The sequence below is a fragment of the Streptomyces sp. NPDC090106 genome, from assembly GCF_044747265.1.
In the GTDB taxonomy this organism is placed as follows: domain Bacteria; phylum Actinomycetota; class Actinomycetes; order Streptomycetales; family Streptomycetaceae; genus Streptomyces.
The window spans coordinates 527832-544018 of sequence record NZ_JBIVDS010000002.1; the positions used below are offsets into that span (position 1 = coordinate 527832).

Sequence of the window (16187 nt, forward strand, 5' to 3'; positions counted from 1 at the left end):
GCCGGTCGGGTGAAGGCCCGGGTCCTTGTGACGGAGGCCCGGGCCTTCGCCGTGGCCGGTGGTGCTCCGGCGCGCTCAGCCGTTGGCGAGGGCCACCACCCGGTCCAGGGCCCCGTTGAACCTGTCGTGGTCGCCGACGGTCGGCCCGGAGGACGTGTACTGCCACATCGTGTAGTACGACCAGCCGGCCGGCAGCGTCCCCACGGTCGAGGCGTACCGGGCGATCCACAGCGGGTTGGCGGCGGCGAAACCGCTGTGGTTCCCGGTGCAGTCCGTCCACCAGCTCGTCGCCGTGTAGATGACGGCGTCCCGGCCGGTACGCGCCTTGTACCGGTCGAGGAAGGAGGCGATCCAGCCGACCATCGCGCTCTGCGACTTGCCGTAGCAGGCGTCGCCGTACGGGTTCCACTCGATGTCCAGCACCCCGGGCAGGGTCCGGCCGTCCTTCGTCCAGCCGCCGCCGTGGTCGACGAAGTAGTCCGCCTGGGCGGCGCCGGTCGTGGTGTCCGGGGTGGCGAAGTGGTAGGCGCCGCGGATCATGCCGACGCCGTAGGAGCCGTTGTACTGCTGCGCGAAGTACGGGTTCGTGTAGTACGTGCCCTCGCTGGCCTTCGCGTAGGCCCACTTCACGCCGCTGCCCCACAGCGTGGACCAGGCGACGTCGCCCTGGTGGCTGGAGACGTCCACGCCCTCCGTCTGGGCGGCGCGGGTGCCCTGCGGGACGCCGTCCTGGCCGTCGTGGGCGAGGACGCCCACGCCCATGCGGGCGGTGCCGCGCGCGGGGGTGTCCGAGGCGGCGGAGGCGGTGGGGGCCAGGAGGGCTCCCGGGAGCAGGGCGAGGAGGGTGAGGGCGACACGGGTGAAGGTGAGACGTACCGATCCGGGTCTGTGCCGGTGTCCGTGCACGGGCATGCGTGCCTCCGAGGGCGAGGTGGGGGGAGAATCCGATGCGCTACTGGCATGGGCATGCCAGTAATTGCCTGGTAAAGAAGCTACGTACGCGGGGGAGCGGGTGGGAAGAGGGCCCGGGGGCTGCCGTTGGTCTGCACCTGCGAAATACTGTCCCAGCTGCGACGATGACGCATTTTGGCGGAAACTTTCACGACCCGGAAAACCTAGGCAGGGACTGACGTGCACGAAGAGCGAAGCGGCGGTATCGACCAGCCCGGATTCCTGGCGCTGGAACGCGAGTTGACCGTCCTGCTGCGGCGCGCCCGGGCCAACCAGGGCGAGATGGCCCGTGAGGTCCACCCGGACCTGGAGTCCTCCGCGTACGGCCTGCTGGTCCGTCTGGACGAACACGGCCAGCAGCGCGCGACCGAGCTGGCCGCCTACATCGGCGTCGGCAAGGCCACCATGTCCCGCCAGCTGCGCGCCCTGGAGGAACTCGGCCTCGTCGCCCGCGCCCCCGACCCCGCCGACGGCCGCGCCTGGCTCGTCGAACTCACCCCCGAGGGGCGCGCCCGCGTCGGCCGGGTCCGCGACGCCCGCCGGGCGCGGTACGCGGGACGCCTCGCGGACTGGGACCCCCAGGAGGTGTCCGAACTGGCCCGGCTGCTGCACCAGTTGAACCTGGGGATGGAGAAGTAGGACCCGGGAGATCGCGGATCGCGCCCCGCCGGACGCATGCGCCGGTCATGCGGGGGGAATCGGGGCGGTACGAGGGCGGGGGCTGATCGTCGGTCCCGGCACGCGGTCCTCGACCTCGGGGGAGGTGCGGTGCGGTGGCGGACATCGAGGGCGACGCACGGTTCGACGTCTTCTTCTCCTATGCCAACGGGGACGGCGACTGGCCCGTCACGCTCGCGGAGAACCTGGAGCGACTGGAGCTGAGGGTCTGGCTCGACGCCTGGGAGATGGTCGGCGGGCAGTCGCCGGCCGCTCGGATGCAGGACGGCCTGGCGCGCGCCGACACCGTGGTCGCCGTGGTCACGCCCCGATGGATCGCCTCCAGGTGGTGCGGTGAGGAGTTCGCGGCGGCCGTCGCCGCCTCGGTGGACGGCCGCCAGCGCCTGATCCCCGTGCTGTGGGGCGACATCGCGACGGTCCCGCCCTTCATCGCCGGCCGCGTCCACTTCGACTTCCGTACGGTGACGGCACCGGGGGAGTACGAGGCGAAAGTGCGGCAACTCCTGCGTGCGGTCAAGGGGTTGCCGTCCGGAGAGCGCCCCAGGGCCACCGGGGTCGTGGTCCCGCCGACGGGGCTGCGGTACCGGCCGGACGCGCCGATCCACGCGGAGTTACGGATCGGGCCCGACGCGGTCGTGTTCTCCACCGAGTTCTCCACCGAGTTCTCCACCGAGGGCGGCTCCGCGCGGAGCGAGGCCTTCGGCCACGAGGCCGGGCCGGTGGATCTGGACGACCCGCTCGGCGCCCTCGAACAGGCCCGCGAGCGGGTGCGCCGGGGCCAGGTGACCCGGACCGGCACGGCATCGGCCGCGCAGGCGGACTCCGCCGGGGTGAACGGCGCGCTGGCCGCCGTCGGACAGGCCCTGGGGGAACGGTTCGTCACCGGGGACGTCGCCGAAGCGCTGCGCCGCGAGGTGGGCCTGGCGCACGACTGCAACGTCCCCCTGCGGATCGGCCTCCAGGTGGACGTGGAGCGGTGGCGGGACCTCCCCTGGGAGAGCCTGGTGGTACCCGGCGCGCAGGAACCCCTGGTCCTGTCCGAGCAGGTCGAGCTCTACCGCAGGGTCCGACGCGCCGCCCCGGCCGTCGAGATGAGGATCCCCGGCCCGCTGCGCATCCTGGCGGTGGTCGCGAGCCCGGAGTCCGGGAGCGGCGAACTCCTCGACCACGAGCGCGAGTTGGCGCGCATCCTGGACGCGGTGGGGTCGGCGCGCAGTCGCCAGGGGGCGTATGTCCGGGTGCTGAACTGGGGCAGCGCCGAGGCGATCCGCCGCGCGCTGGAGGAGGAGTCCTTCCACGTCCTGCACCTGTCCTCCCACGCCGGGCCGGGCGTGCTGTACCTGGAGAAGGGCGACGGCGGCGTGCACGAGGTCGGCGCCCAGGAGTTCATGGACGACGTCCTGCTCCCCGGGTGCGGGGTGCCGCTGGTCGTGCTCTCGGGCTGCTCCACGGCACGGACACCGGAGGGCGACGCCGCCGAGGCACGGGCGGGGCTCGCGAAGGAGCTCCTGGACCGTGGGGTGCCGGGCGTCCTGGCCATGACCGAAGCCGTCAGCGACGCCTACGCCACCGAACTCGCGGCCCAGGTCTACGAGGAGCTCGCGCGGGCCCGGCGCCCCGACCCGCTCACCGCGCTGTCCCGGGCCAGGCGACGCCTGGAGCGCGCGCGGCGGCGCCTCACCGCCGGTCATCCGCGTGCCGCCTGGCCGGAGTGGTCCACCCCGTCCCTGTTCCTCGCGGCCCCGCCCGTGGCCCTGTTCGACGCCGAGCGGGAGCACGAGCCGGTGACCCCGGCACCCGAACGCGCCGTCGAGGAAGGGATGGTGGTGCGGCGCGTCGGCGAATTCGTGGGCCGCCGCGCGGAGTTGAGGCGGCTGCTGGGCGTGCTGCGGGACCCCGGGAAGGCGGGGGTGCTGATCCACGGCATCGGCGGGGTCGGCAAGTCCACGCTCACGGCCGAGCTGCTGCACGACCTGGGGCCGGACGCGGGGCTGGTCGTTCCCGTCCCCGCGGCGACCGTCCCGACCGTCGACTCGGTCCTGGAGATCCTGCGCAAGCGGCTCCTGGCCCACTGCCTGTCCGCCGGTCTGCCGGAGGACGATGCACTGCGCCGGCTCGCGGCGGCGCTGCTCGACGCCTCGCCGCCCTGGCGGGAGCGCTGGGAGCTGATCCGCCAGACGGTCCTGCCCCGGCTCCCGCTGCTCCTGGTCCTGGACAACGCCGAGGACCTCCTCACCCGGACGGACGACGGCTGGACCCTGGCCGACTCCGAACTCGCCGCGTTCCTCGCCTCCTTGGCCGCCGCGGCCCCCCACCCCCGCCTGCTGATCACCAGTCGGTACCCCTTCGCCCTGCCGCAGCGGATGCACCGGCGACTGACCGCGCACCACCTCGGCCCGCTGTCGTTCGCCGAGACCCGCAAGTTGATCTGGCGCCTGCCGGGCCTCGACGCGCTCCCGCCCGAGGACCTCCAGCGCGCGTACACGGACGTCGGCGGTCACCCTCGCGCCCTGGAGTACCTCGACGCGCTGCTGCGCGGCGGACAGGCCCGCTTCCCCGACATCGCCGACCGCATGGAGGACGCCCTGGAGCGGCGTGGCGTCCGCGACCCCGAACGCTGGCTGGCCGGGGTGGCGGGCGACCTGGACCGCGCGCTGGCCGAGACGGTGACGCTGGCGGTGGACGACGTGCTGCTGGACACGTTGTTGGAAGGGTTGGACGGGGTGCCGGGGGCGCGGCGGCTGTTGGACGGGCTTGCGGTGTACCGGCGGGCGGTGGATGTGACGGGGGCGGCTTGGCAGGTGGCGGACCTGAGTGAGGTGTCGGCGCCTGAGCCGGATGCGGCCGAGCCGGTGCGGCCTCCTGCCGCGTGGGACGACGAAGCCGAGCATGCCTTGCGGCTGCTGCTCGAGCTGGGGTTGGTGTCGCCGGTCCTGGTGCCGCGGGACGAGCCGGGCACCCGGCCGCCGGACTTGTACGTGCACCGCTGGACCGCCGACGCCCTACTGCGCCGGGGCGGCTCCGGGGTTGCGGAGGAGGCTCATCGCCGCGCCGCGTCGTACTGGCAGTGGCGTCGCTCCCAGCGGCCTGAGACCGATGACGCCACTCTCGCCGACATGGTCGAAGCCCGCCACCACTACCGGCAGGCGGGGGTTCTGGGCGAGGCGCTGAAGGTCACGGAGCTGCTGTGCAACCGCTTGAGCATCCGTGGGGCGTGGGACTGGGAGAAGCAACTGATCGGTGAAGCTCTCTCCTGGCTTCCCGGCGACTCCTCGGTTGTCCCCTACTTCCTCTTCAAGTTCGGGGAGGTTGCCGAGAGACGAGGTGACTACGACGAGGCCGAAGCGTGCTTCCGGGAAGCACTGGCCATCGGTGAGGACAGGGGGGACCGTTTCGTCATCGCCGATGGTCACCACAACCTGGGTGTCCTCGCGGGAGTACGGGGCGACCAGGCCGAAGCGGAGACGCGCTACCGCGAGGCTCTCGCCATCAAGAGGGAACTGGGGGACAAGGCGCGCATTTCTGTCACGCTCCATCAGCTCGGTTTGGTGGCGCAGAGGCGGGGGGAATTCGCCGAAGCCGAGACGTACCTTCGCAGCTCACTGGAGATCGACGAAGGGCTCGCCGATCGGCAGGGAGTCTCCGTCAGTCTCAATCAACTGGGTGTAGTGGCGGACTTGCAGGAGAAATACGCCGAAGCGGAGGACTGCTACCGCCGTTCGCTGGCCATCAGCGAGGAACTCGGCGACCGGCCCGGGATCGCCATGACGCTCCACAACCTCGGCATGACAGCGGAGAGGCAGGGGCTGTACCCCGAGGCGGGAAGGCTTTACCGCCGTTCGTTCGCCATCAACGAGGAACTCGGCGATCGACGCAGCGTCGCGACCAACTCCAGCCAGCTCGGCAGCCTCCTCACCAAGATGCGGCAACCCGCTCAAGCCGTTCCGCACAGCCTCCGGGCTCTTTCCGCGCGGGCGCAGATGGGAGTCCCGACCGACGCGGACCTCTACGTGCTGAGCTTCCAGCGCGAAGCCCTCGGAGACACCGCCTTCCAGGACATCCTCCGCGTCCACCTCTCCGACGAGGGCGTGGAAGCGGTCATGTCGGCCACCCGCCCCCGGGCCGACTCTCACGATCCGCACCCGGACGATCCCACTCCGTGACTACCCTCGATCCATGAGCCAGCCCAAGAACCTCGACCCCGCCTCCATGAAGGAGTTCTACGGCGCCGAGCTGCGCCGGCTCCGGGAGGCCGCGGGGTTGCCGCAGGAAGGTCTCGGGGAGCAGGTGTACTGCTCGGGGGCGTACGTCGGGATGATGGAGATGGGGGTCCGCACCCCCACGTCGGACCTGTCCCAGCGGTTCGACGCGGTGCTGGCGACGGACGGGCTGTTCGTGCGGCTCTGCGAGGCGATCCGTAAGGCGTCGAAGGTCGCCCACTACTTCGCCGCTGCCGCCGAGATGGAGGAACGGGCGCTGACCCTCTGTAACTTCGCCTCGACGATCGTGCCCGGGGCTTTGCAGACACCGGAGTTCACCCGTGCTCTCGTTCAGGCGTCCCGGCCCCGGGTCGATTCGGAGGAAGTCGAGCGGCGGGTTGCCGTGCGGCAGGAGCGAGCGCGTGCGCTGCTGAAAGATCCGGCCGATCCGGATCTGTGGTTCATCGTCCACGAGGCGTCGTTGCGCATGACGATCGGTGGACGTTCCGTGATGTGTGGCCAGTTGGAGCACATTGTCGAGGTGGCCCGGAACGACCTGGCGGTCGTGCAGGTGATGCCCTTCTCAGGCGGAGCGACTCCGCTCCTGTACGGGACGTCCACGCTCATGACCTTTGTCGACGAGCCGCCGGTGGTCTACACCGAGTCCGCCTACTCAGGTCAGTTGGTCGAGGAACCGGCAGTGGTTCTCAGGTATGCCAAGTCCTACGATCTGGCCAGGGCGTCGGCCCTCCCGCCGGAGGCGTCGCTCGCCTTCGTCGAAGGTCTCCTCGCGAAGGGCCAAGCATCATGAACAGCACGTACGACCTGCGGTCCGTGCGCTGGCGCAAGTCGTCGTACAGCAACGGCGACAACGGTGAATGCGTCGAGGTCGCCCACGGCCTCCCCGGCGTCGTCCCCGTCCGCGACAGCAAGACCCCCTCCGGCCCCGTCCTCCTCGTCTCCGCCACCGCCTGGACCCGCTTCCTCCGTCGCTAGACACGCCCCGGGCGGCTACAGCTCCACGAACACCACCGACGCGTCGTCATGCGTCTTGCTGCGCCGCAGGAACACCCGTTCCGTGTCGGCGCGTTCCAGCGCCCGTACGCGTTCCACCAGCGCCCGCGCACCCTCTTTACGCACGAGCCGGAAGCAGTCCGGCCAGTCGCCCTCGTGGAACTTGTCGACCCAGCGGGTCGCGCCGTCCGTCAGTGCGGCCAGGGCCCGTACGTCGTCGCGCCGCAGGGAGCCCGTCACCGCGCGTGCCGCCACCGAGGGGTCCGCGGCGGCGGTGAAGAAGCCGCCCTCCTTGTTGCGGACCGTCGAGTCGACGAGGGCGTCGGTGGCGAGGGCGGAGCGGGGCAGGCGGGACAGCCGGTCGTCGAGGAGGGCCGTCACCTCGCCGGCCGGGGACTCCACCAGCAGGGCCGAGTCCGACAACACCAGGTATTCCAGGGACCGCTGCGACCAGCGCGCGACGACCACCGTCGCCTGTGGGGTGCGTGGGTGAGAAAGGTCACAGGTTTCGCGATGGGCGTCGGCGGTACGCGCAAGGGCGGCGGACAGGGAGTCGGCGAGGGGAACATCAGGAAGCGAAACGGTCAGTTCGGTCAGAGCGCCGCCCAGCCTCGCTGTGAACCAGGGGACGGAATGCAGACAGCCCGTGTCGCCCTTCGGGGGAGTCACCCCGTCGAGGACCACCAGCACGCCGCCGCGTCCCGACGCGGGAAGGGCGACGCTCGCGAAGTCCTCATTGGGGCGGGCCGGGTCACCGGGCTCCGAAACGAGTTCAGTGTGCATCCAGCCAGTCTGCACGAGGGCTTCACAGGGTTCACAGGCTGTGCAAATGGTGCACCGCAGCCGCATGACCCGGGGCGGTCGCGCAGGTCAGGCGCCTGTTTTGGGCGGGAATCGGGCAATCCGGGAAGGTGTGCTGGCGGATCATGCCATCGGTCGTCCCGGACGTCCAACCGGCAGGCCGCGGAGGCGTTCTGACTGTGCCAAGGGAACTTGCTCCTCAACTCCCCTCCGGGGTTCACTCCTTCGAGTGGCGGGCCGGGTGATGCACGGCCACTGCCCACTGGCGCTGGTTGGGTCGGGAGCCGTACCGGGAGTACCCGTCAGTGACGGAAGGTCACCCGGGCCCATGGGTACACGAGTCAGGAATGCGAGCACCGGTGCAGAAGACGCGGCCTCGTCGTACGAACGAGCAGACGGCCCCCGCCGATCCATCCGCAGACATCCCCACCGGCAAGGGCCGCCCCACGCACGTGCGCAACCGGCTCATCGTCGCCGTCGCGGTGGTGGCCGCGGCGATCGCCGGAGCCGGGACGCCGTCCGTGCTGGCCGCCTCCTCGCAGCTCAGCGACACCCAGGACCTGGTGACGCTCGCCGAGCGGACGCAGGACGCCCTCGCTCTCGCGCACTCCCTGGCCGACGAGCGCGACGAGGTCACGGTGTACGTGGCCGCCGGCCGCCCCAAGTCCGAGGCGCCCTCCGAGCAGCGCAGCGCCCGGGTGGACCGGCAGGTCGAGGAACTGCGCGCCGACAGTGACACCCCGGCGGACCTGCGGGCCGACCTGGACGGCATCGCGGCCCTGCGCAGAGCGGCGCTCACCGGAAAGAGCACCGCTCTCGAAACGCACGCGTCGTACTCCGCCGCCATCACCGAACTGCACCGCCTCGCCGAGCGCCTCGCGGAGGACACCCCGCCCCGCGCCGGAGCGGGCGCCTACGCGCTCGCCGAGCTGGACTCCGCCGTCCAGCAGGCCGCCGCCACCCGCGGGCTGCTCCTCGCCGCCCTCGCCGTGCCCAGCACCACCCAGACGGTCATCGACCCCCTCACCGGGCTCCCCACCACCGTCAGCTCCACCTCCGCGGCCGACGGGAAACAGCGGGACGCCCTCACCGCCGCCGCCCAGCAGGCCCGGCTGCGCTCCGACTCCGCGCTCTCCGACTTCCACGACTCCGCCGCCAAGGCGACGAGCGGGCGCTACGACTCCACGGTCACCGGCCCCGAGGTCAACTCCGCCGAGAAGTACCTGGCCTCCCTCACCGACGAGTCCACCCTCTCCGACCGCGAACTCGACACCAGCGCCAAGAAGCTGGACGCCGCGCTGTCCGCCCGCGTCGACCTGATGCGCGGTGTCGAGTCCGCCCTCTACAACGAGCGCACCAAGGACCTCGCCCAGCTCCGTGACGACGACGTCACCGACTGGGAGATCCGCATCGCGATCCTCGGCGCCCTGATGCTGCTCGCCGTCGGTGTCGCCACCGCCATGGCCCGCACCCTCACCCGCCCCCTCGCCGTCCTGCGCATCGGCTCCGCGCGGCTCGCCCAGGCGGAGGACCCCACCGCGCAGGAGCCGGTCAAGTTCACCGGCCGCAACGACGAGTTCGCCCAGGTCGTCCGCTCCGTCAACGCCCTGCACGCGCACGCCGTCGCCCTCCACCACCGCGTCACCACGCTGGAGGCCGACCGCAAGCACCTCGTCGCCCAGCGGCAGAAGATGGCCGACGCCCGCGAGGAACTGCGCACCGACCTCGCCGAGTCCGCGGCCCACCTCGGCCGCCTCCGCGAGAGCATCGGCGGCACCTTCGTCAACCTGGCGCTGCGCACCCTCGGCCTCGTCGAGCGGCAACTCGCCGTCATCGAGGGCCTGGAGGACCGCGAGCAGGACCCCGAGCGGCTCTCCACCCTCTTCAAGCTCGACCACTTCGCCACGGTCATGCGCCGCCACAGCGAGAACCTCCTCGTCCTCGCGGGCACCGAACACGTCCAGCAGCACGCCGGACCCGTCCCGCTCGTGGACGTCGTCCGCGCGGCCGTCAGCGAGATCGAGCGCTACGAGCGGGTGCGCATCGGCGCCCTGCCGCCGCACGCCCACATCGCGGGCTTCGCCGCCGACGACCTCTCCCACCTCCTCGCCGAACTCATGGAGAACGCCACCTCGTTCTCCCCGCCCGACCTGCCCGTCGAGATCTCCGGCTGGCTCCTGGAGAGCGGCGAGGTCATGCTCTCCGTGCAGGACGAGGGCATCGGCATGACCGAGGAGCGGCTCACCGCCCTCAACGCCCGCCTCGCCGACTTCAGCCCGGACTCGCCGTACGACCAGGAGGGCGAGCAGGGGCTCGGCCTCGGCCTGTACGTCGTCGCCCGGCTCGCCCACCGGCACGGCGTCCGGGTCCAGCTCCGCGAGCAGAAGCAGGGCGGCATCGCGGCGGTCGCGGTCCTGACCGGCGGCCTGCTCGCGGCGGCACCCTCCGCCGCCGTCCCCTCGGCGACCTCGCCGCAGAGCGGCACGGCGACCACGTACTCCCTGCCGGGCGCGGACTCGGAGGCCAACTCCAACGTCCTGCCCACGCGTGCGAAGAACACCGACCCGCTCGTCGCCCTCGCCGAGAAGGCCGTCCAGGACAACGCCGTCCAGGAACAGGCCGTCCAGGAACAGGCCGCACAGGAACACGCCGCACAGGCGCGGGAGACGGACGAGGCGTACGACGGGGCCGGCGCGGAGAGCCCGGCCGAGACGACCATGGTGCTCACCCCGGTCCTGCCGGAGCCGGAGCCGGAGGCCGCCCCCGCCCCCGAGCCCGCCGCCGACGAGGCCGAGACCGAACACGGGCGCGCCGAGGACGGCGACAGCGGTGACGGCGACGTCGAGCGCGACGAGCTGACCGCCAAGGGCCTTCCCAAGCGCACGCCCAGGATCACCGCACCCGCGGAAGCGCCCCGCCGGCGCAGCACCTCCGTGGACGCCGCCGCCCTGCGCCGTAGACTCGGCGGCTTCCGCCAGGGGGCTCAGGCCGGCTACCGCGAGGTGGAGGCGGAGATCGCCGAGAAGACCGGCGAGACCAGGGCACCGCACGACGTACCGCAAGCCGAGGAATCCACGGGGGGCACCGTCGAGGAGGCAAGCAGTTGACCGCGCCCAGTACCTTCGGAACCTTCGCACTGAGCAGTGAGGCCCGCAACCTGCACTGGCTGCTGACGAACCTGGTCGAGGAGGTGCCGGGCATCCAGTCGGTGGCGGTGGTCTCCTCGGACGGCCTGCTCCTGCTCTCCTCCGACCCCGGACACCACGAAGACGCCCGCGCCAAGGCCCCCGAGGGCGGCGCCGCCCAGGCCGCCCGGCCCAAGCCCAAGGGACCGCGCGGCTCCGCCGCCGACCTCGCCACCGTCGTCTCCGGCATCGGCAGCCTCACCGTCGGCGCCGCCAAGCTGATGGCGTACGGCGGGGTCAAGCACACGATGGTCGCCATGGAGGAGGGCAGCCTCTTCGTGATGTCGATCAGCGACGGCTCGCTGCTCGGCGTCCACGGCGCCGCGGACTGCGACATGAGCGTGGTGGCGTACCACATGGCCCTCTTCGTGGGCCGGGCCGGACACGTCCTCACCCCCGAACTCCGCAGCGAGCTGCGAAAATCCCTGGAGTCCGAGAGCGCGGGGAGTGCGCGATGACCGACCGTAAACCCCACCTCCCCGTGCGCGGCGGCGATCGCAAACCCGCCCGCGTGCGCCCGTACTCCCTCACCGGCGGCCGGACCCGCTTCGGCCACGTGCTCCTCGTGGAGACCTTCGTGGCCGCGCTGGAGGCCCCGGAGGAGCGCAAGGAACTGACGAACGGCTCCCTCAGCACCCGGGTCATGCCGGAGATGCAGGCCATCGTCGAACTCTGCCGCCGGATGCGCACCGTGGCGGAGATCGCCGCGCTGCTGCGCATGCCGCTCGGTGTGGTCCGGGTGTTGCTCAGCGACCTCGCGGACCAGGGAAAGATCCGTGTGTACGGCACCGGCACCGGTCACGGCACCGGCCGTCCGGACCGCGCTCTGCTCGAAAGGGTGCTGAGTGGACTCCGTCGTCTTTGAAGACACCGACAGCGATCTGAAGGCCTGGCAGACGGACCGGACCCGGGCCCCGATAGCCACCAAGATCGTGGTCGCGGGCGGGTTCGGCGTCGGCAAGACGACCCTCGTCACCACGGTCTCGGAGATCGCGCCGCTGCAGACCGAGGCGCTGATGACCGAGGCGAGCGAGGAGACCGACGACCTCACCGCCACGCCCGGCAAGCTCACCACCACCGTCGCGATGGACTTCGGCCGTCTCACCCTCGACGACGACCTGGTGCTCTACCTGTTCGGCACCCCGGGCCAGCAGCGGTTCTGGTTCATGTGGGACGACCTCGTGCGCGGCGCGATCGGCGCGGTCGTCCTCGCCGACACCCGTCGCCTCAAGGACTGCTTCCCGGCGCTCGACTACTTCGAGAGCTGCGGACTGCCGTACGTCGTCGCCGTCAACCACTTCGACGGCAGCGAGCTGTTCGACGCGGAGGACGTGCGGGAGGCGCTGACGATCCCGGGCCACATACCTGTCATGATCATGGACGCGCGTCGCCGGATCTCGGCGATCGAGACCCTCCTGGCCCTGGTCGGCCACGCGCTCGACGTAACCCCGGAGTAGGAGAACAGCCAGGCATGCGGAAGATACTCGTCGTGGGGGCCGGCCAGTCCGGTCTCCAGCTCGCGCTCGGCCTCCAGTCGCACGGCTACGAGGTCACCCTGATGTCGAACCGGACGGCGGACGAGATCCGCTCCGGCCGGGTCATGTCCACGCAGTGCATGTTCCACACGGCTCTCCAGCACGAGCGGGACCTCCAGCTGAACTTCTGGGAGTCCCAGGCCCCGAAGATCGAGGGACTCGGCGTCTCGGTCGCCGCCCCCGGCTCCTGGGCCGAGGGCCCGGCGGCCCGCGCGATCGACTGGGTGGGCCGGCTCGACGGGTACGCGCAGTCGGTCGACCAGCGGGTGAAGATGGCCGGCTGGATGGAGACCTTCGCCCAGCGCGGCGGCCAGCTGGTCATCCACGGCGCGGCCGTCTCCGACCTCGACTACTTCTCCCGCACCTACGACCTGGTGCTGGTCTCGGCCGGCAAGGGCGAACTGGTCTCGATGTTCGGCCGCGACGCCGAACGCTCCCCCTACGGCGAGCCGCAGCGCGCCCTGGCCGTGTCGTACGTCCACGGTCTCGGCCCGCGCCCGGAGCACCCGGAGTTCGACGCGGTCCGCTGCAACCTGGTGCCCGGCGTCGGCGAACTGTTCGTCATGCCGACGCTCACCACGTCCGGCCGCGCCGACATCCTGTTCTGGGAGGGCATACCCGGCGGCCCGGTCGACGCGTTCAACGGGATCAAGGACCCGGCGGCGCACCTCTCCCTGACCCTGGAACTCATGGAGAAGTTCACGCCCTGGGAGTACGCGCGGGCCACCAAGGCCGAACTCACCGACGCGGGCGCCACGTTGGCCGGACGCTACGCGCCCACCGTCCGCAACCCGATCGGCCGGCTGCCCGGCGGCGGGCTGGTCCTCGGTGTCGCCGACGTCGTCGTCGCCAACGACCCGATCACCGGCCAGGGCTCCAACTCCGCGTCCAAGTGCGCCGCCGCGTACCTCGCCTCCATCCTCGACCAGGGGGACAAGGAGTTCGACGAGACCTGGATGCGCGCCACCTTCGACCGCTACTGGGACACCGCCCGGCACGTCACCAAGTGGACCAACGCCATGCTCGCCCCGCCGCCGGAGCACGTCCTGGGCCTCATCGGTGCCGCGGGCCAGCTCCAGCCGGCCGCCGACCGCTTCGCCAACGCCTTCGACGACCCGTCCGACTTCGAGAACTTCTTCTACGAGCCGGACAGGACGACGGCATACCTGGCGTCCCTCGGCTAGGACCGGGCCGCTTCGCGTGGAGCCGGAGCCGCTGCCATCGGCCGCCTGCCTGAGCCGGGTCGGAGTTCCGCCCCCGTCGTGCGCGGGCCGCTGCCGGACGGCTTCCGGCCGCGACCGGCCCGTCCGCCGAAGCCGGTCCGCCGGACCCGGTCCTCGGCCCCGGCTCAGTCGCCGGACTTCGGCCCCGGCCTGCTCCAGGGCCAGCGGATCCGGCGGGGATCGCCGTCGGGGTCGTACGCGTACTTCCAGCCCTGCTGCAGGCCCAGGCGTCTGCTGTGGCCGCGGGCGACGCGCCTGTAGATCAGCAGGGTCGGCGGGCCGCCGTCCGGGGCCGGTACCGGTACGCGGTACTGCTTCGGGGGGTGGCCCGTCGGGCCCAGCAGGACGGGGAGGACGCGGCCGTCCAGGGGCCCGCCCTCGAACGGGGTGTCTTGGCTCTTCACGGCACCAGTCTCAGTCATCCGCCGTGAGGGTGCCGAGCAGGGCGGACGTCTGCGGATCACGGCTCGCGGTCACCGACAGCACGGCCACGAACTGCTCGACCAGCCAGTCCCGCAGCTCGTCCGCGGAGGGCTCCTTGCCGTCGTCCAGCCAGATCAGCGACGCGGCCTCCACCGCGGTGATCCACATCCGTACGGTCATCCGCAGCAGGCGTCCCGGATCGGCGACGCCGAGATGGCTGAGGATGCGCCGGGCCGCGGCCCGCCGCACCCCGTCCACGATCGCGGTCGTCCGGGACGTCTCCACCACGCTGCCGCCCTGGAGCAGCGCGCTGAACCCGGTGTCGTGCTGGTCGACGAAGGTCAGATAGCGGTCCAGGGCACGCGAGAGCCGGGTGAGCAGCGGGCCCTCCCGCGGCTCGTCGAAGCACTGCTCCAGCTCCTCGGCCGCGGACCGCAGCGCGGCCTCGTACAACTGCTGCTTGCCGCCCGGGAAGTACCGGTACACGAGAGGGCGGGAGACCCCGGCCGCCTCCGCCACGTCGTCCAGGGACACCTCTTCGGGGGTGCGGTGCGCGAAGAGGCCGAGCGCCGCTTCGAGGAGCTGGCTGCGCCGCTCCTCGACGCTGAGACGACGGTAGGCGGGGGTTGCGGCCGAGGGGGTCATACGCGCAGCGTAACCCCGGCCCGGGGGCGCGAGGAGAGCGCCGGCGGCTACGCCAGCAGCCCCGACGAGCGCCACAGCCTCCGGCCGGCGCCCCGCAGCACGCCGATGTCGTCCAGGAAGTCGGTGAGCCGCTTCGCGCCGGTCCGCATGACCTCCCGGCGGTGCCCGCTCGCCCTCACCTGCGCCAGGGCCGCCCGCCGGTCCAGGCCGACGTTCGTGTAGACCTCCGGGTTCACGAACGCCACCGAGAAGACCCGGGCGAACTCGCCCGAGGTGAGCCGGGTGTACTCCTGCGACCAGCGCGGTGCCGTCACCATCTGGCGGCGCAGCTCCTCACGGGCGTACCGGACGTGCCGGGCCTCCTCCACGACGTGGATCCGTGTCACGCCCCGGACCAGCGGCTGCACCCGCTCGTCCGGGAACGTCAGGCGCTGCATCCAGTCCAGGACCTCCTCGCCCAGGAGGGTGGCCGTGAACGAACCCGGTGTCGTCGAGATCGTCTTGAACAGCCGGCCCAGGTTCTGGTGCGTCCGGCTCACCGGGTACCAGGGCGCGTCGCCGCGGTCGATGAGCCGGGCGAACATCTTCGAGTGGCGGCACTCGTCCTCGATCTCGGTCAGCGCGTAGCGCACGTGCGCGCTCGTCGCCGCCTTGTCGTAGATGTGCCGGACCAGGAGCTGCATGAGGATGATCTCGAACCAGATGCCCAGGGAGGCGAGGGCGGCGGCCTCGTGCTGGGAGAGGAGGATGCGCTGCTCCTCGCTCATCCGCCGCCACATCGGGGTGTCGTAGAGGGAGACCAGTTCCGGTGGCCAGAACCACTTGCCCTCCTCGAAGGGGGCGTCCCAGTCGAGTTCCTCGTCCGGGTCGAAGCTGTGCTTCGCGGAGGAGGCGAGGAGGCGTTCCGCGACCTGTTCGCGGTCCTTCAGCAGGCCGAGGGCATCGCGCAGTCCGTCGAGCGCGTCGGCGTCCGTCAGCGTCGTCGTCATAGCCTTATGAGACTGCTCGTCAGCAAGCCCGTCAATGCTTCCCGCACGACTGTTTCCCGGCGGGGGCGAGGAAGGGCCTGGCTCAGGGCGAGGGCGGGAACGTCGTGCGGAGGGTGAACGCCTGGGGGGTGGGGCCGTTCGTCCGGAGGTGCAGCACGCGCGCCTCCGCCTCCTCCACCGTCGGCCGATGCCCCGCCGGCACCCACCACAGCGCGGTCATCGCCTCCGCGACCTTCTCGAACCACTCCCGCCGCCGCGCGAGCATCTCCCGGTGCCGCCCCTGGTACATGAACGCCACCAGCGCGTCGGTGTCCCGCCACACCGACATGTTGACGATCAGCCACTCGTCCCCGAAGACCGGGATGTCCGTCGCGTCACCCCCGTCCGACTGGAGCCGCCACACGAAACCGCCGGCGGCCTCCGCGTCCGCGTTGACCGGGTCGAGGTGGTCGACGAAGTCCTTCAGCTCCGGGGAGTCCAGCGGGAATTTGAGCCGTGCGAGATTGACCTGGGCGAGTTCGTACGCGGCAGTCGTCATGAACCG

Annotated in this window: 15 protein-coding genes; 9 read left to right on the forward strand and 6 right to left on the reverse strand. The window is 71.6% G+C overall.

The features are described from left to right. Positions 1-75: 75 nt before the first annotated feature. Complete coding sequence (locus ACIPSE_RS07925; protein WP_401658698.1) at positions 76-912, reverse strand: lysozyme; 837 nt, start codon at positions 910-912, stop codon at positions 76-78. Between the two features lie 219 nt (positions 913-1131). On the opposite strand from ACIPSE_RS07925, the gene ACIPSE_RS07930 reads away from it, so the two are divergent. From ACIPSE_RS07930 to ACIPSE_RS07945, 4 genes are all read left to right on the forward strand, one after another. Further along, complete coding sequence (locus ACIPSE_RS07930; RefSeq protein ID WP_401658701.1) at positions 1132-1590, forward strand: MarR family winged helix-turn-helix transcriptional regulator; 459 nt, start codon at positions 1132-1134, stop codon at positions 1588-1590. Between the two features lie 134 nt (positions 1591-1724). Beyond that, positions 1725-5792, forward strand: a complete 4068-nt coding sequence (locus tag ACIPSE_RS07935; RefSeq protein WP_401658704.1) for a tetratricopeptide repeat protein — start codon at positions 1725-1727, stop codon at positions 5790-5792. 13 nt (positions 5793-5805) lie between these two features. Beyond that, positions 5806-6639 carry a Scr1 family TA system antitoxin-like transcriptional regulator gene (locus tag ACIPSE_RS07940; protein ID WP_401658707.1) on the forward strand — a complete coding sequence of 278 codons (834 nt, stop codon included), beginning with the start codon at positions 5806-5808 and terminating at the stop codon, positions 6637-6639. Next, the gene (locus tag ACIPSE_RS07945; RefSeq protein ID WP_401658710.1) at positions 6636-6824 is read left to right on the forward strand and encodes a DUF397 domain-containing protein; all 189 of its coding nucleotides are present in this window, start codon (positions 6636-6638) and stop codon (positions 6822-6824) included. Before ACIPSE_RS07940 ends, ACIPSE_RS07945 begins: the two co-directional genes overlap by 4 nt. Before the next feature lie 15 nt (positions 6825-6839). Here ACIPSE_RS07945 and ACIPSE_RS07950 read toward each other — a convergent pair whose 3' ends face one another. Then, on the reverse strand, positions 6840-7625 hold the full coding sequence (locus ACIPSE_RS07950; protein WP_401658713.1) for a protein phosphatase 2C domain-containing protein: 786 nt from the start codon (positions 7623-7625) through the stop codon (positions 6840-6842). 377 nt (positions 7626-8002) lie between these two features. On the opposite strand from ACIPSE_RS07950, the gene ACIPSE_RS07955 reads away from it, so the two are divergent. From ACIPSE_RS07955 to ACIPSE_RS07975, 5 genes are read left to right on the forward strand one after another with little or no spacing between them, the layout of a single operon-like run. Continuing rightward, positions 8003-10750 carry a nitrate- and nitrite sensing domain-containing protein gene (locus tag ACIPSE_RS07955; protein ID WP_401658716.1) on the forward strand — a complete coding sequence of 916 codons (2748 nt, stop codon included), beginning with the start codon at positions 8003-8005 and terminating at the stop codon, positions 10748-10750. After that, entirely contained in the window at positions 10747-11286 is a 540-nt protein-coding gene (locus tag ACIPSE_RS07960) for a roadblock/LC7 domain-containing protein (protein WP_401658719.1), read from the forward strand. Before ACIPSE_RS07955 ends, ACIPSE_RS07960 begins: the two co-directional genes overlap by 4 nt. After that, positions 11283-11693, forward strand: a complete 411-nt coding sequence (locus ACIPSE_RS07965; protein WP_401658722.1) for a DUF742 domain-containing protein — start codon at positions 11283-11285, stop codon at positions 11691-11693. The genes ACIPSE_RS07960 and ACIPSE_RS07965 overlap by 4 nt, the downstream gene beginning before the upstream one ends. Further along, positions 11674-12285 carry a GTP-binding protein gene (locus ACIPSE_RS07970; RefSeq protein WP_401658724.1) on the forward strand — a complete coding sequence of 204 codons (612 nt, stop codon included), beginning with the start codon at positions 11674-11676 and terminating at the stop codon, positions 12283-12285. The genes ACIPSE_RS07965 and ACIPSE_RS07970 overlap by 20 nt, the downstream gene beginning before the upstream one ends. Before the next feature lie 14 nt (positions 12286-12299). Continuing rightward, positions 12300-13547, forward strand: a complete 1248-nt coding sequence (locus ACIPSE_RS07975) for a styrene monooxygenase/indole monooxygenase family protein (protein WP_401658727.1) — start codon at positions 12300-12302, stop codon at positions 13545-13547. A gap of 164 nt (positions 13548-13711) precedes the next feature. On the opposite strand, the gene ACIPSE_RS07980 is transcribed toward ACIPSE_RS07975, so the two are convergent. The 4 genes from ACIPSE_RS07980 to ACIPSE_RS07995 all read right to left on the reverse strand — a co-directional run bounded on the left by ACIPSE_RS07980 (position 13712) and on the right by ACIPSE_RS07995 (position 16181). Further along, positions 13712-14008: a hypothetical protein gene (locus ACIPSE_RS07980; RefSeq protein ID WP_401658729.1), complete on the reverse strand. Its 297-nt coding sequence runs from the start codon at positions 14006-14008 to the stop codon at positions 13712-13714. Further along, positions 14001-14654 (reverse strand): TetR/AcrR family transcriptional regulator, encoded by a 654-nt coding sequence (locus ACIPSE_RS07985; protein ID WP_401658731.1) that lies wholly within the window; start codon positions 14652-14654, stop codon positions 14001-14003. The genes ACIPSE_RS07980 and ACIPSE_RS07985 overlap by 8 nt, the downstream gene beginning before the upstream one ends. Positions 14655-14701: 47 nt before the next feature. Beyond that, the gene (locus ACIPSE_RS07990; RefSeq protein WP_401658734.1) at positions 14702-15643 is read right to left on the reverse strand and encodes a diiron oxygenase; all 942 of its coding nucleotides are present in this window, start codon (positions 15641-15643) and stop codon (positions 14702-14704) included. Between the two features lie 82 nt (positions 15644-15725). After that, positions 15726-16181, reverse strand: a complete 456-nt coding sequence (locus ACIPSE_RS07995) for a DUF3291 domain-containing protein (protein ID WP_401658737.1) — start codon at positions 16179-16181, stop codon at positions 15726-15728. Positions 16182-16187: the final 6 nt, after the last annotated feature.